Below are 13,536 nucleotides of genomic sequence, written 5' to 3' on the forward strand. Positions count from 1 at the left end.
AGGCCCACCACGACGTGGCCGCCTACTGCACGGCCCTGGGCGGAACATGAGGCGGTGCACCGACGCCGTGGACCACCCGCGTCGCGCGGATCGGTCCACGGCGTCCAGGCGCGGCGGGCGTAGGCCGTCCCCGACCTCACAGCGCAATGCGGCTAGATCACCAGTGACAGCAGCAGCACGAAGACGATCCCCACCACCGAGATGATGGTCTCCATCACCGACCACGTCTTGAAGGTCTGGCCGACCGACATCCCGAAGTACTCCTTCACCAGCCAGAATCCGGCGTCGTTGACATGGCTGAAGAAGAGCGAGCCCGCACCGATCGCGAGGACCAGGAGCGCGACGTGCGTGGCGCTCATGTCCGCGGCCAGCGGGGCGACAAGGCCCGCGGCCGAGATCGTGGCGACCGTCGCCGAGCCGGTGGCCAGACGGATGCAGACGGCGATCAGCCAGGCGAGGAGCAGCGCCGAGACGTTCCAGTCCTGGGAGAACTCCAGGATCATCTGCCCCACGCCGACGTCGATGAGGGTCTGCTTGAAACCGCCGCCCGCGCCGACGATGAGGAGGATGCCGGCGATCGGGACGAGGGACTTCTCCGTCGTCGTCGCCAGCCGCTCCTTGGTGAATCCCGCCGCGCCGCCCAGGGTGAACATGCCGACGATGACGGCCGCGAGGAGCGCGATCAGCGGCGAGCCGATGACGTCCGCGACCCGCTGCACATGGTTCTCCGGGTCGTCGACGACGATGTCGACCAGCGCCTTGGCCAGCATCAGGACGACCGGCAGCAGGACCGTGGCCACGGTGGCGACGAAGCCGGGGCGGCGTTCCAGCGACTCCGACGGGCGCTGGGGGATCAGGCCCTCGGGCGGGGTGACGTCCACCCAGCGGGCGGCGTAACGCGCGAAGAGCGGCCCCGCGATCACCACGGTCGGGATCGCGACGAGGACACCCAGCGCCAGCGTGATGCCGAGGTTGGCACCGACGGCGTCGATCGCGGCGAGCGGCCCGGGGTGCGGCGGTACGAGGCCGTGCATCACGGACAGGCCCGCGAGCGCCGGGATGCCGATGCGCATCAGGGAGAAGTTGCCGCGCTTGGCGACCAGGAGGACCACGGGGATCAGCAGGACGATGCCCACCTCGAAGAACAGGGGCAGGCCGATGATGCTCGCGATCAGTGCCATCGCCCACGGCATGCTGCGCTTGCTCGACTTGGCGAGAATCGTGTCGACGATCTCGTCCGCGCCGCCCGAGTCGGCGAGCAGTTTGCCGAGGATCGAGCCGAGTGCGATGAGGACGCCGACGCCCGCGACCGTGGTGCCCAGGCCGTTGGTGAAGCTGAGGATCCCCTTGTCGAGCGGTGCGCCGGCTACGGCGGCGAGCACCAGGGAGCCGATGGTGAGGGAGAGGAAGGCATGCACCTTCCAGCGGGTGATGAGCAGAACGATGACGGCTATACCGGCGAGAACGGCTATGCCGAGCTGCGCATTGCCCGCCGAGGTGATCGGCTCGACGGGGTCCGCTGCCAGCATCTCGGCACTGAGACGACCTGACACGGGGGTTCCTTAAGGGGACTTGGGGACTGGGGTGACGGACTGCCCATCGGACCTACGGGTGGGGGAACGGTCCGGGGGCAGGGGCGGGGACTGCCGCTGCCGGAGTACGGCGGCGGCCCGAGCAGTGATGGACTGCGGGTCCTCGGTGACCGGCACCGCGATCCCGTACTCGTCCGGCTGGAGTTCCTCCAGCGCGGCGAACTGCGAATCGAGCAGAGCACCGGGCATGAAGTGGTCCCGGCGCTGCTCGAGCCGTTCCGCGACGAGCGCGCGGTCGCCGGTCAGATGGAGGAAGAACAGGCCGGGGGCGGCGGCGCGGAGCCGGTCGCGGTAGCTGCGCTTGAGGGCCGAGCAGCTCACGACTCCGCCGCGTCCGGCGCGGCTGCGGGCCCAGGCGCCGATGGCGTCGAGCCAGGGCTCGCGGTCCGCGTCGTCCAGGGGGGTGCCGCCGGACATCTTGGCGATGTTGGCCGGGGGGTGGAAGGCGTCGGCCTCGGCGTACGGGACGCCGCATTCCTCCGCCAGCAGCGCGCCGACCGTGGACTTGCCCGTACCGGACACGCCCATGACGACCACCACGATGTCGGGGCTGTTCACGCCGCTCAGCACCTCGCTGTCCTCTTCGGCCTCGACGCCGCCCCACACTCAAGCCCATTGATACGACGTATTCAAGAGTTCGTGACTCAATAGTCATACTTAATTGAGTGAGGACCCGACACGTAGGCTGATCCCGCAAGGGGGCCGGAGAGACGGGGAGACCATGGAGAGCCGCGAGGCCAGGGGGAGCCAGGGGCGGGGACTGCACGCGAAGCTGCTGGCGTCGCTGGGGCCCGCGATCACCGCGGGCGACCATCCTCCGGGCACGGTGCTGCGCACCGATGAACTGGAGCAGCGCTTCGACGTCTCGCGCACGGTCGTCAGAGAAGTGATCCGGGTGCTGGAGTCGATGCACCTCGTCGAGTCGCGGCGCCGCGTCGGCGTGACCGTACTGCCCCCCGAGCAGTGGAACGTCTACGACCCGCAGGTCATCCGCTGGCGGCTGGCCGGGGCGGACCGGCCCCGCCAGCTCCGCTCACTGACCGTGCTGCGCTCGGCCGTCGAACCGGTGGCGGCGCGACTGGCCGCCGAACTGGCCACCGCCGAGGAGTGCGCCGAACTCACCCGGCACGCGCTGGGCATGGTCGCCACCTCGCGCGGTCAGCAGCTCGATGCGTACCTCGTGCACGATGTGGCCTTCCACCACGTGATCCTGCGGGCGTCGCGCAACGAGATGTTCGCGCGGCTCGGGGACGTGGTGGCGGAGGTGCTGGCCGGGCGCACCGAGCACCGTGTGATGTTCACCGACCCCGACCCGGCGGCCGTCACCCTGCACGTGCAGGTCGCGGAAGCCGTACGGGCCCGGGACGCGGCCCGCGCGGAAGAGCTGACCCGGGAGATCACCGTCGGCGCGATGGCCGAGCTGGACGTGCTCGCACCGAAGTAGCCGGGCCGACCGCCGGACGACGCAGCACACCGCACGCCGCACGCCGCACGCCGCACGCCGGCGGAAGGAAACCGGCCGCGCCCTATCCCGCGCTGCTCAGCGACAGCTTCGCGGCGAACCCCAGGAACAGCGCCCCCGCCAGTGACGTCGCCCCCGCCGACAGCCGCTTGCGCCGCCGGAATTGGGCGGCCAGCGCGCTCCCGCCGAATATCAGCGCGGTGAGGTAGAGGAAGCTGGCCAGGGTGGCCAGCGTGCCCAGGAGCAGGAACGACAGCGCGGGGTGGGAGTACCCGGGGTCCACGAACTGCACGAAGAAGGAGACGAAGAACAGGATCGCCTTCGGGTTGAGCAGACTGATCACCAGCGCACGGCGGTACGGGCGCTCGGCTCCCTCGTCGACGACCTCTCCCCCGGCCGCCGGCGATGCGGCTCCGGCTCCGGCCTCCGCCGCGGTGGCCGCAGCGACCCCCGGCGTGACGAAGGTCTCACCACCGCTCTGCTCGCGGCGACGCTCGCGCCACATTGCCCACGCGGAGCGCAGCATGCCGATCGCCATCCACGTCAGATAGCCGGCGCCCGCGTACTTCACAACGCCGTACATCAGTTCATTGGCCTGGAGCAGCGAGGCCACGCCCGCCGCCGAGAGGACCATCAGCACCGCGTCGCCGCAGAACACACCGCACGCGGCCCGATAGCCCGTGCGCACACCGCGTCGTGCCGCGACCGAGATCACGTACAGCGAGTTCGGTCCCGGCAGCAGGATGATCAGTACGAGTCCGGCCAGATACGTCGGAAGGTCAGTCACGCCCAGCATGAACGGGAGTCTGGCATGCACCACTGACACCGCGCACAGCGGTCCACATGCCAGAAAGCCGTCAGAACGCGTCGGTCGGGACGTACGCGCCCCAGACGTGCCGCAGCGCGTTGCACACCTCGCCCAGCGTGGCCCGCGCGGCGAGTGCGTCCTTCATCGGGTACAGGAGGTTGTCCGTGCCCTCCGCCGCCTTCTTCAGTTCGCGGAGTGCCGCGTCCACCACACTCTGGTCGCGTCCGGCGCGCAGCGCGGCCAGTTTCTCCGCCTGCCGGTTCTCGATGGCCGGGTCGACGCGCAGCGGCGCGTACGGCTCCTCCTCGTCCTGGCGGAAACGGTTGACCCCGACCACGACGCGCTCGCCCGCGTCCGTTTCCTGAGCGATCCGGTACGCGCTGCGCTCGATCTCGCCTTTCTGGAAGCCCTGTTCGATCGCTCGCACCGCGCCGCCCAGGTCCTCGACCCGCTCCATCAGGGCCAGAGCCGCCGACTCCACCTCGTCCGTCAGCCGCTCGACCGCGTACGACCCCGCGAACGGGTCGACGGTGGCGGTGACATCGGTCTCGTACGCCAGCACCTGCTGCGTGCGCAGCGCCAGCCGCGCCGACTTGTCGGTGGGCAGTGCGATGGCCTCGTCGAAGGCGTTGGTGTGCAGGGACTGCGTGCCGCCGAGAACCGCCGCGAGGCCCTGCACCGCGACCCGGACCAGGTTCACCTCCGGCTGCTGTGCGGTGAGCTGCACCCCGGCCGTCTGGGTGTGGAAGCGCAGCATCATCGACTTGGGGTTCTCCGCGCCGAACTCCTCGCGCATCACCCGCGCCCAGATCCTCCGGGCGGCACGGAACTTGGCGACCTCCTCGAGGAACGTGGTCCGCGAGACGAAGAAGAACGACAGCCGGGGCGCGAAGTCGTCCACGTCCATCCCGGCCGCCACCGCCGTACGGACGTACTCGATGCCGTCGGCGAGCGTGAACGCGATCTCCTGCGCGGGCGTCGCCCCGGCCTCTGCCATGTGGTAGCCGGAGATCGAGATCGTGTTCCACTTGGGGATCTCGGCCCTGCAGTAGCGGAAGATGTCCGCCGTCAGCCGCAGTGAGGGCTCGGGCGGGAAGATGTATGTGCCGCGGGCGATGTACTCCTTGAGCACATCGTTCTGGAGGGTGCCGGTGAGCTGCACGGCCGGAACGCCCTGTTCCTCCGCCACGAGCTGGTACAGGAGCAGCAGCACCGCCGCGGGCGCGTTGATCGTCATCGAGGTCGAGACCTCGCCGAGCGGAATCCCGTCGAACAGCGCCCGCATGTCGTCGATCGAGTCGATGGCGACACCGACCTTCCCGACCTCGCCGTGCGCGAGGGGCGCGTCCGAGTCGTGGCCCATCTGGGTGGGGAGGTCGAAGGCGACGGACAGGCCGGTGGTGCCGTGGGCGATCAGATCACGGTAGCGGGCGTTGGACTCGGCGGCCGTACCGAAGCCGGCGTACTGGCGCATGGTCCACGGGCGGGTGGTGTACATCGTCGGGTACACGCCGCGAGTGAACGGGTATGCGCCGGGCTCCCCCAGCTGCTCGGCGGTGTCCCGGCCGGGCGGGGCATCCGGGCCGTACACGGGCTCGACGGGGAATCCGGACTGCGAATCACGCGCCATCTGCTGTGCCTCCGTGCTCTTCATCGGCCCCCGCGGTCTCCGTGCGCTCCTGCCCTCCCGCAACATCCCCGCGTCGCGGCCGCCCCTCTCAGCATGTACCCGTGGTTCATCCACAAGCAGCCCAGGGAACAGATGAATGGGGAAAGATCCGGAAAACGGGGCAGGAGGGGGCGGATCATGCGCAGGGGAGCGGTCATACGCAGGGCCGTCGCGGTCTCGGCCGTCGCCGCGCTGGCCGCGGGTCTGTCCTCCGGCTGCCGGTACGAGCCCCCGCAGGGCAGCGCCCCCGGGCGCACCGCGCCGGGCACCGGCCACGCCGACTCCAAGCCCGCCAGGACGGCCTTACCCGCGCAACCGGCACGCCCCGCGACGTCCGCACGCCCGGCGCGTCCCGCGAAGCCGGCCGCGAAGCCGGCCGCGCCCGGGGCACCCGCCCGCCCGCTGCTGATGGCCTCCGGCGCCCGGAGCGGTCAGGTCAGGGAGTTGCAGGCCCGGCTGCGCGAGCTGGAGATCTTCGGCCGCAATCCGACAGGGTTCTACGGCTCCGTCACGACCGCCTCCGTGACGTCCTTCCAGGCACGGCGCGGCCTCGCCCGTACGGGCACGGTCGACACGGCGACGTGGGCCGCGCTGCGATCCGCGACCGCCCAGCCGTCCCGCACCGCGCTGTTCCCGCCGACGAGCAAGCCGCTGGGCCGGCCCGACCCGCGGTGCCTGACCGGGCGCGTGCTGTGCATCAGCAAGAGCAGCAGCACCCTGGCGTGGATGGTCGACGGCAAGGTCGTCTCGGCGATGGACGTACGGTTCGGCTCGCAGTACACACCCACCCGCGAGGGCGCGTTCACGGTCTCCTTCAAGAGCCGCGACCACGTCTCGACGATCTACAGGACTCCGATGCCGTACGCGCTCTTCTTCAGCGGCGGCCAGGCGGTGCACTACTCCGCCGACTTCGCGGCCCGCGGCTACAGCGGCGCCTCGCACGGCTGTGTCAACGTACGGGACAAAGCCAAGATCGCGGCGCTCTTCGACCGGACCCGTACGGGCGACAGGGTCGTCATCTACCGCTAGCGGAGAGGGAGTTGCGCGGGGGAGGCGCGGGGGAGGCGGCTCCCGCGGCATGGATCCGGCTGCCCGGACGGCGCGGCGCGAGAGCGGGAAGGCGGAGGGAAGAGAAAGGGCGCGGGCAGGGCCGGGGGAACGTGCCCCGCCCGCGCCATATGCGTGGAGCCGTAGGTACGGGGGGAACCCCGGCTCACACACCGCCGATGACCAGTCGGCTCACTAGCTACTGCGCCGGGCGGCTGAAAAGTGTCACACCCTTGGTTGAAGAGTGGACTGTGCAGTGGACGTCGGCTCCCCTGAAGGGCTTCCGGGCGCGGATGGCAGGCCGGCGCACACGGATTCTCACCGCATCGCGTACGGGGCTGGGCGCCCACGCTGACACATCACAGGCGGGTGCACGGGCGTATGAGCCCGCGCGGGAACCGGCTCACAGACTGACGTACACGCCCGTGGCCAGGCGAAGCGCACCGACCCGCAGATCGGCGGACGCGGTGACGACACCCTCGCCGGAGGACTGCTGGGGCGCGGGAGAAAGGCCCGACTGCTCCTTGTCGCCGGTCCCGGGCAGGCCGAGGTCTCCGCCGCCGTCGCCGTGGTCTTTGCCGTCGTCGCCCTTGTCGTGGGCGCCGTCGTGACCCTTGCCGTCGTTGTCGCCGTCCCCGTTGCCGGAGTCGCCGCGGTAGTCACCGCTCAGCAGGCGCTCGCAGGTGCGGTCCAGGTTCTTGCGGCCGCCCGCGGCCTGCTCCAGGCGGCGCTCGGTGCGGTCGTCGAGGCTGCCCTCCGCGTGCTTGCGGCACAGCAGCATGGCGATCTTCAGCTTGTTGCCCTCGAGATCACCCTTGCCGTCGGGCAGCGGCCAGGTGTCGTCCTGCGATCCACCGTCGCCCTTCCCGGGGGTGCTGGGCCGGCTGTCCTCGGGCCGTCCGCTGCCCTGGCTGTCACCGGGGTCCCTGTCGTCACCGGACGGGCCGGTGCCCGACGGGCGATCGGAGGGCGTCAGGGTGGAATCGGTCTCACCGGGCGGGGTCGAGAGGGCTTCGCCGGTCGCTCCGGCGGACACGCTCTGCGCGGGGAGCGGTTCGCTGTCTCCTCCGCCGAACGGTGTGGGCAGTGCGCCCGCCCCCGCCGCGACAGCGACGCCTCCGAGCACACACCCCGCCATGGCCACGGCCACGCCCGCCCGCAGCGACCGGCCCATACGGGCGGGCCACTGAGGTCTCGCGAGGCGGATGATCTGGGTGGAGTCGGCGGCGTGGGCTCCCCTGCGGGAGCGCGTCACGGTCCTGAGGCCGGCGCCTTCCTCGCGCGTAGATCCGGAACGCACCGCACCGGTCCGCGCTTCGACAGCCTTGCGGAAGGCGGCCGTCGCCGCGGCCTCGCCGGGCATCTCGGCGGCCGACCGGTGCGTCCCGCCGGCAGTGCCCAAACGGTTCGCCTCGACGAGTACGTCGGCCAGCGCCTCGGCGAGGCGTTCCGCCTGCGCCCGGGCGAAGGCGTCATGCGATCCGACGGCGGCATCGGCCGGCTCACCACGGAGCAACCGCTCCGCAGCGTCCTTGTCCAGCCACTTGTACCGGTCGTCGGCCATCACATGTCCTTCTGCGTTCGCGCACCGGAATCCGTCACACCGGCGGATGTGACCTGCCCCTGCTGCCGCTCCCGCTGGGGCGGCACTCCGTCGAGTCCGCCCGTACCCCCGGAGGGGTCCGCGGAGGGATCGCAGGACGGGTCCGAAACGGAATCCGCAGCCGGACCGGAAGCTGAATCAGAAGGACAGCCCGGAGCTGGGGGGAGCACGACGCCAGTGGCTGAGGCGGCAGGACCGGGAACATAAGCGGAACGGAAAGTGGAGTCCCCTGCCGATTCCGGGAGTTGGTCGCCCTCCTTGTGCTCATCGACCCCGATCAGCTCCGCGAGCCGCCGCAGTCCACGGTGCGCGGCCGTGCGGACAGCCCCCGGCCGCTTGCCGAGCACGTCCGCGGCGCTCTTCGCGTCCAGCCCCACCACGACCCGTAGCACCACGGCTTCGGCCTGGTCCTGGGGCAACTTGGATATGAGGCGGAGCGTACGGCCGGTGCCGATCGACTCCATCGCCTCGCGCGCGGTGTCCGCATCGGCCGCTTTGTCGGCGAGTTCGGTCTCGTCGCCGCCGATCGACGGCCGACGGCCGCGCATACGAATGTGATCCAGCGCACGGTTGCGGGCTATGCGCGCAGCCCAGCCGCGGAACCGGTCCGCGTCACCGCTGAACCGCTCCAGGTCCCGGGCTATCTGCAGCCACGCCTCGGACGCGACGTCCTCCGCGTCCGGTTCGCTGACCAGCGTCCGCACATAGCCGAGGAGCCGCGGGTGCACCGCTCTGTACACAGTCCGGAACGCGGTCTCGTTCCCGTCCTGTGCCGCGTGAACCGCGGCAGTCAGCTCCGCGTCGTCCCCCAGCACGCCCTCATCCTGCTTCACTCGCCCTGCATGATCGCGGGCGCCGATCACGATGCCGGTCATCCGCGTCGCATGGGCAACCAGAAGTTGACGACTGAAGTAAACCATGGACCGGCATCAGCGCCGCCCGGCGCGACCCAGCACGCTAGGGCCTCATGCCCGTGCGCGTCCACGTCTTCGCCGGTGTGACAGAAACCGAGCCTCGTACGCAGAGGAGAGTACGGGCCTCCTTCCGGGCCCTCACCGACGACGGCCGGGGTCTCTCCTGTGGGGGGTGGCGACCCCGGCCGTCTCGTGTGAACACCCCGGAGAATCCGCCCCGTTCACCTCTCCCGCGCTCCTCGGCAAACCCGTCGCGACCAGCCGCGGAGCCGCATACGGTGGCGCGGTGCAGAGCCCCCTCGAGACCGAACGCCTCCGGCTGCGCCCCCTCACCGCGGCCGACGGGGAGCTTCTCGTCACACTCGACGACGACCCGGGCGTCATGCGCTTCCTCGACGACGGCAGGCCGCCTTCGCGTGCGCGGATCATTGGCGAGATCCTGCCGTCGTTGATCCACCGGGCCGAGCAGTTCCCCGGTTTCGGCCACTGGATCGCCGTGGAGAAATCCTCCGGCGACTTCGCGGGCTGGTTCGAGTTCCGCCCGGAGGAGGGCGGCGATCCCGGCGAGGCCGAACTCGGCTACCGGCTGCGCACCGCCGCCTGGGGCCGGGGCTACGCCACCGAGGGCTCGCGCGCGCTGATCCGCACGGGCTTCACCGGACTCGGGGTGCGACGCGTGTACGCGACGACGATGACCGTCAATCTCGCCTCCCGCCGCGTCCTGGAGAAGGCGGGCCTGCGGTACGTACGGACGGTCCACGAGGACTGGCCGGAGTCCGTCGAGGGCGCGGAACACGGGGATGTGGAGTACGCGTTGCTGCGCGAGGCATGGCGCGAGGGCCGAGGCACGAGCCCCGACCCTCCGGCATGACGCACCACCGCGAACCACCTCGAACGGCACGAACCGGCCTCGCCCTCGCGCCCATCAGGGCGTGAACCCGGCCTCCGGCCCCAGCTTGTTCGCGAGACCGACAAAGGCCGGCCAGCTCAGCGGCGGGCGCTCCGGATCCCACAGCTTCTGCGCCGTCGCCGCCAGCGGCAGCCGGATGCCCTTGGCGACCTGGTCCTGGGTCTGGGCGTCCGCGATGTCGGACCAGACGGCGAAGCGGCCGCCCGGCACCTTCCCGGGCGCGGTGGAGGACGAGGACAGCGCGCGCGTACCGCGCAGCACGGCCGGGGTCCACTCCTTGTAGATCCGCTCGCCGGTCGGGTACGTGAACTGGTTCGGTTCACCGAGCACGTAGTAGAGGTACTCGTCGTTGAGGTTCACGACCGTGCGCCCCTCGGCGAGGTACTCCGACGGCTGCCGCTCGCCCCCCTCCTTGCCGGTCCAGTACTCGACCTCGATCCCCTTGTCGGGGTGGACGACCCCGCCGGTGAAGAACCCGTCGTTCCACGCCTTGGGCCGCTTGCCCTGACCGCGGACGAACGCGGCCCGGTCGTTGAGCCAGGCGGTCGCCAGGTCCTGGACGCGCGCCTTGGACCCGTACTTGGCATGTGCCGCGGCGGCGAGCTGGGGATAGGTCGCCTCCGGGTCCGAAGCCATGAGGGCCAGGTACTCGTCGGCGCCGATGTGCATGTACCGGCCGGGGAAGACGTCCGCGTACTCCCGGAGCAGGTCGTCGACGATCCGGGCCGCCTGCGGGTTCGTGATGTCCACCGCACCCTGCGCGGGGCTCCCGGACGCGCTCTTGAGCTGGAGCGAGGGGTGCGCGGCGATGACCGCGCCCAGATGGCCCGGGGAGTCGATCTCGGGGATGACGGTGATGTGCAGCCGCTTCGCCAGGTCGAGGATCCGGCGCAGCTCGGCCTTGGTGATGTGCTGCTTGGAGACGACCTCGGGGTGCGAGGTGCTCTCGATCCGGAAACCCTGGTCGTCGGAGAAGTGCAGCCCGAGCTGGTTGAGCTTGAGGTCGGCCATCTGACGCAGCCGGGCCTCGATCCAGTCGGGCGTGTAGTGCTTGCGGGCGATGTCGAGCTGGAAGCCGCGCTGCGGGCGGTCGGGGCTGTCGTCGATGACGCCCTCGGGGACCGCGCCGCCGGAGCGGAGCGACTGCAGGAGTGTGCGGGTGCCGTAGAACACCCCCGCGTCGGCGCTGCCGGTGATGGTGACCCGGTTGTTCCCGGTGCTGAGCCGGTAGCCCTCCGCGCCTCCGCGTTGCCCGGTCCGTACGGCCAGTTCGACGTCGCCCGCACGGGCGGGCGGCTCGGCGTACTCGGCCTTGAGTTCGCCGGCGAGCATGCGGGCCTCGTCGGCGAGCGGTCCCTTCGGGTCGGCGACGACGCGGGTCTTCTCCGCGGGCTTCCAGCCGGGGCCGGTGCCCGGGTCGAAGTGACGGACGGAGGGGATGGTCCGGGGCGCCGAGGACGGGGCGCCTTGGGGCTTCTTGCTCGCCGGGGCGCTGCTCGGTGACCGGTCGTCGTCGCTCGGACGTTCACCTCCGTCGCCGCCGGAGCAGCCACCGAGTACGGCGGTGGCGACCACCACCGCGACCCATGTGGCCAGTCGTGCCGTCCGGCCCCCCGTCCTCGCTTGATACATCATCCGCCCAAAACCTCCTATTTAAGGACGAAGGTACGGGTTCTCGCTCAACATTTCGTCCATCACGCGCGCGCATTAGTCCTCGTCCGGGTGAAAACGGGTTCATCCATCGGACCGTGCCCGACATCCCCCGATACGGTTACGACTCAGTCGTACCCCCAGTCCCACCCGCATCCCAGAATTGGTCCGCGCGCAGGGAATCCCAGAGGAGCCCATGCTGACCAGCGACTTCCCCGCAGGCCCAGCACGCCAGGAGCCCGCCACGGCGGCGGCCCGGCGAGCCAGGCGCCCCGTGCCGGCACAGAGTCGCGGCAGCGGCCCCGCCGTCACCGCACCGCTTTCCCGTCTCGAGCGTTTCAACACCGCCATCCCGGACGCCGCCGAAACGGCACTGCTCGCCTGCTGCGGCAGCCGGAGGTGGGCGCACCGCCTGGTCAACCACCGCCCCTACCCCGACGCCGAGACACTCCTCGCCGCCGCCGACGAGGCGAGTTACGACCTGGCGCCCGCCGATCTGACCGAGGCCCTCGCCGGAGAATCGGTTTCCCACGCCCTCCCCGCCCGCGCACCCTCCGCCGCACTCACGGCACTGCGCGCGGCCCAGCAGGCATACGAGAAGCGATTTGGGCACGTCTTCGTGGTGTGCCTGGACGCGCTGCGCGAGGACGAGTTGCTCGACCATGTGCTCGCCGCGATCCGCACCCGGCTCGCCCACGAGATCGACGAGGAGCGCGCGGTGACGGCCGACGAGCTGCGGCGTATCGCACGCGGCAGGCTCGCCCGTCTTGTCGCCCGAAGCCCGGAAACAACCGGAAACAGGGGCTTTCCACCCGCCTGGTAGGCCGTACGTGCCTGTTTGATCACACCTGCGGGCCCCCGGGGCAGGGAGCCGACAACGCGTCGCTACGATGGCCAGGGCCGGAGGAAGGTACCCGGCCGGGCCCGACCGACAGTGCAGTACCCCACCGGTAGAAACTGACGGCCAGCCCCACCCAATCCCCGCTTCCGGAGGGTTTTTCCGTGCCGGCTGGAACGCTGTACCGCGGCCGGGAAGGCATGTGGTCGTGGGTGGCTCACCGAGTCACCGGTGTCCTCATCTTCTTCTTCCTGTTCGTTCATGTCCTCGACACCGCTCTTGTCCGCGTCTCTCCCGAGGCGTACGACGACACCATCGCTCTGTACAAGACGCCGCTCGTCGCGCTGATGGAATACGGCCTGGTGGCCGCGATCCTCTTCCACGCGCTGAACGGTCTGCGCGTCGTCGCCGTGGACTTCTGGTCCAAGGGCGCGCGCTACCAGAAGCAGATGCTGTGGACCGTCATGGGCATCTGGATCGTGCTGATGGCCGGGGCGGTCTACCCCATCCTCAGCCACGCCGCGCGCGAGTTGTTCGGGAGCTGAGAGACATGGCATCCACTGAAACCCCCTCGACGGAGTCCGTCGAACTGACCGGCTCCAGCGCCGCGTACGGCCCGGACAACCCGGCCCCGCTCATCGAAGCGCCGCGTGCCCGCACCGCCAGGACCCCGAAGGCGTCCCGGACGAACTTCGAGATGTACGGCTGGCTGTTCATGCGGCTGTCCGGCATCGTGCTGGTCGTCCTGGTGCTCGGCCACCTGCTGATCCAGCTCGTCCTGGACGGCGGCGTCAGCAAGATCAGCTTTGCGTTCGTCGCGGGCCGCTGGGCCTCGCCGTTCTGGCAGATCTGGGATCTGATGATGCTGTGGCTGGCCATGCTGCACGGCGCGAACGGCCTGCGGACGGTCATCAACGACTACGCCGAGCGGGACAACACGCGCTTCTGGCTGAAGATGCTGCTCTACACCGCCACGGTGTTCACCGTCCTCCTGGGCACGCTGGTGATCTTCACCTTCGACCCGAACATCCGCTAGAGCCGGG

The 13,536-nt window shown here is 70.5% G+C and carries 13 protein-coding genes; 6 read left to right on the top strand and 7 right to left on the bottom strand.

Annotated features, from left to right (window positions below):
* Positions 1-152: 152 nt before the first annotated feature.
* Together ACGFNH_RS22080 and ACGFNH_RS22085 are read right to left on the bottom strand one after the other, a co-directional pair.
* Positions 153-1,529 carry a gluconate:H+ symporter gene (locus ACGFNH_RS22080; RefSeq protein ID WP_393656866.1) on the bottom strand — a complete coding sequence of 459 codons (1,377 nt, stop codon included), beginning with the start codon at positions 1,527-1,529 and terminating at the stop codon, positions 153-155.
* A gap of 33 nt (positions 1,530-1,562) precedes the next feature.
* Positions 1,563-2,150 (bottom strand): gluconokinase, encoded by a 588-nt coding sequence (locus ACGFNH_RS22085; RefSeq protein WP_393656239.1) that lies wholly within the window; start codon positions 2,148-2,150, stop codon positions 1,563-1,565.
* 163 nt (positions 2,151-2,313) lie between these two features.
* Here ACGFNH_RS22085 and ACGFNH_RS22090 point away from each other — a divergent pair, with 163 nt between their 5' ends.
* Entirely contained in the window at positions 2,314-3,036 is a 723-nt protein-coding gene (locus tag ACGFNH_RS22090) for a FadR/GntR family transcriptional regulator (RefSeq protein ID WP_393656240.1), read from the top strand.
* Between the two features lie 82 nt (positions 3,037-3,118).
* Here ACGFNH_RS22090 and leuE read toward each other — a convergent pair whose 3' ends face one another.
* Complete coding sequence (gene leuE / locus ACGFNH_RS22095; RefSeq protein ID WP_393656242.1) at positions 3,119-3,850, bottom strand: leucine efflux protein LeuE; 732 nt, start codon at positions 3,848-3,850, stop codon at positions 3,119-3,121.
* Between the two features lie 61 nt (positions 3,851-3,911).
* On the bottom strand, positions 3,912-5,492 hold the full coding sequence (locus tag ACGFNH_RS22100) for a methylmalonyl-CoA mutase (RefSeq protein WP_393656868.1): 1,581 nt from the start codon (positions 5,490-5,492) through the stop codon (positions 3,912-3,914).
* A gap of 177 nt (positions 5,493-5,669) precedes the next feature.
* On the opposite strand from ACGFNH_RS22100, the gene ACGFNH_RS22105 reads away from it, so the two are divergent.
* Positions 5,670-6,560: a L,D-transpeptidase family protein gene (locus tag ACGFNH_RS22105; protein WP_393656244.1), complete on the top strand. Its 891-nt coding sequence runs from the start codon at positions 5,670-5,672 to the stop codon at positions 6,558-6,560.
* 421 nt (positions 6,561-6,981) lie between these two features.
* Here ACGFNH_RS22105 and ACGFNH_RS22110 read toward each other — a convergent pair whose 3' ends face one another.
* Together ACGFNH_RS22110 and ACGFNH_RS22115 are read right to left on the bottom strand one after the other, a co-directional pair.
* Complete coding sequence (locus tag ACGFNH_RS22110; RefSeq protein ID WP_393656246.1) at positions 6,982-8,142, bottom strand: hypothetical protein; 1,161 nt, start codon at positions 8,140-8,142, stop codon at positions 6,982-6,984.
* Positions 8,142-8,996 (bottom strand): RNA polymerase sigma factor, encoded by an 855-nt coding sequence (locus tag ACGFNH_RS22115; RefSeq protein ID WP_393656870.1) that lies wholly within the window; start codon positions 8,994-8,996, stop codon positions 8,142-8,144. The genes ACGFNH_RS22110 and ACGFNH_RS22115 overlap by 1 nt, the downstream gene beginning before the upstream one ends.
* Before the next feature lie 385 nt (positions 8,997-9,381).
* On the opposite strand from ACGFNH_RS22115, the gene ACGFNH_RS22120 reads away from it, so the two are divergent.
* Positions 9,382-9,966 carry a GNAT family N-acetyltransferase gene (locus ACGFNH_RS22120; protein ID WP_393656248.1) on the top strand — a complete coding sequence of 195 codons (585 nt, stop codon included), beginning with the start codon at positions 9,382-9,384 and terminating at the stop codon, positions 9,964-9,966.
* A gap of 54 nt (positions 9,967-10,020) precedes the next feature.
* Here ACGFNH_RS22120 and ACGFNH_RS22125 read toward each other — a convergent pair whose 3' ends face one another.
* Positions 10,021-11,640: a glycoside hydrolase family 20 protein gene (locus tag ACGFNH_RS22125; protein ID WP_393656250.1), complete on the bottom strand. Its 1,620-nt coding sequence runs from the start codon at positions 11,638-11,640 to the stop codon at positions 10,021-10,023.
* A gap of 211 nt (positions 11,641-11,851) precedes the next feature.
* On the opposite strand from ACGFNH_RS22125, the gene ACGFNH_RS22130 reads away from it, so the two are divergent.
* The 3 genes from ACGFNH_RS22130 to ACGFNH_RS22140 all read left to right on the top strand — a co-directional run bounded on the left by ACGFNH_RS22130 (position 11,852) and on the right by ACGFNH_RS22140 (position 13,529).
* The gene (locus ACGFNH_RS22130; RefSeq protein ID WP_393656252.1) at positions 11,852-12,478 is read left to right on the top strand and encodes a 2-oxo-4-hydroxy-4-carboxy-5-ureidoimidazoline decarboxylase; all 627 of its coding nucleotides are present in this window, start codon (positions 11,852-11,854) and stop codon (positions 12,476-12,478) included.
* Positions 12,479-12,657: 179 nt separating this feature from the next.
* On the top strand, positions 12,658-13,038 hold the full coding sequence (sdhC, locus tag ACGFNH_RS22135) for a succinate dehydrogenase, cytochrome b556 subunit (RefSeq protein ID WP_393656254.1): 381 nt from the start codon (positions 12,658-12,660) through the stop codon (positions 13,036-13,038).
* Between the two features lie 5 nt (positions 13,039-13,043).
* On the top strand, positions 13,044-13,529 hold the full coding sequence (locus tag ACGFNH_RS22140; RefSeq protein ID WP_393656256.1) for a succinate dehydrogenase hydrophobic membrane anchor subunit: 486 nt from the start codon (positions 13,044-13,046) through the stop codon (positions 13,527-13,529).
* Positions 13,530-13,536: the final 7 nt, after the last annotated feature.

The organism is Streptomyces sp. NPDC048639, assembly GCF_043199075.1.
Classification (GTDB): Bacteria; Actinomycetota; Actinomycetes; order Streptomycetales; family Streptomycetaceae; genus Streptomyces.

Coding starts and splice junctions, on each gene's coding strand:
- ACGFNH_RS22125 (WP_393656250.1), bottom strand. CDS start 11,640: ATGATGTATCAAGCGAGGACGGGGGGCCGGACGGCACGACTGGCCACA.
- ACGFNH_RS22090 (WP_393656240.1), top strand. CDS start 2,314: ATGGAGAGCCGCGAGGCCAGGGGGAGCCAGGGGCGGGGACTGCACGCG.
- ACGFNH_RS22110 (WP_393656246.1), bottom strand. CDS start 8,142: ATGGCCGACGACCGGTACAAGTGGCTGGACAAGGACGCTGCGGAGCGG.
- ACGFNH_RS22140 (WP_393656256.1), top strand. CDS start 13,044: ATGGCATCCACTGAAACCCCCTCGACGGAGTCCGTCGAACTGACCGGC.
- ACGFNH_RS22130 (WP_393656252.1), top strand. CDS start 11,852: ATGCTGACCAGCGACTTCCCCGCAGGCCCAGCACGCCAGGAGCCCGCC.
- ACGFNH_RS22080 (WP_393656866.1), bottom strand. CDS start 1,529: ATGCTGGCAGCGGACCCCGTCGAGCCGATCACCTCGGCGGGCAATGCG.
- ACGFNH_RS22100 (WP_393656868.1), bottom strand. CDS start 5,492: ATGGCGCGTGATTCGCAGTCCGGATTCCCCGTCGAGCCCGTGTACGGC.
- ACGFNH_RS22105 (WP_393656244.1), top strand. CDS start 5,670: ATGCGCAGGGGAGCGGTCATACGCAGGGCCGTCGCGGTCTCGGCCGTC.
- leuE (WP_393656242.1), bottom strand. CDS start 3,850: ATGCTGGGCGTGACTGACCTTCCGACGTATCTGGCCGGACTCGTACTG.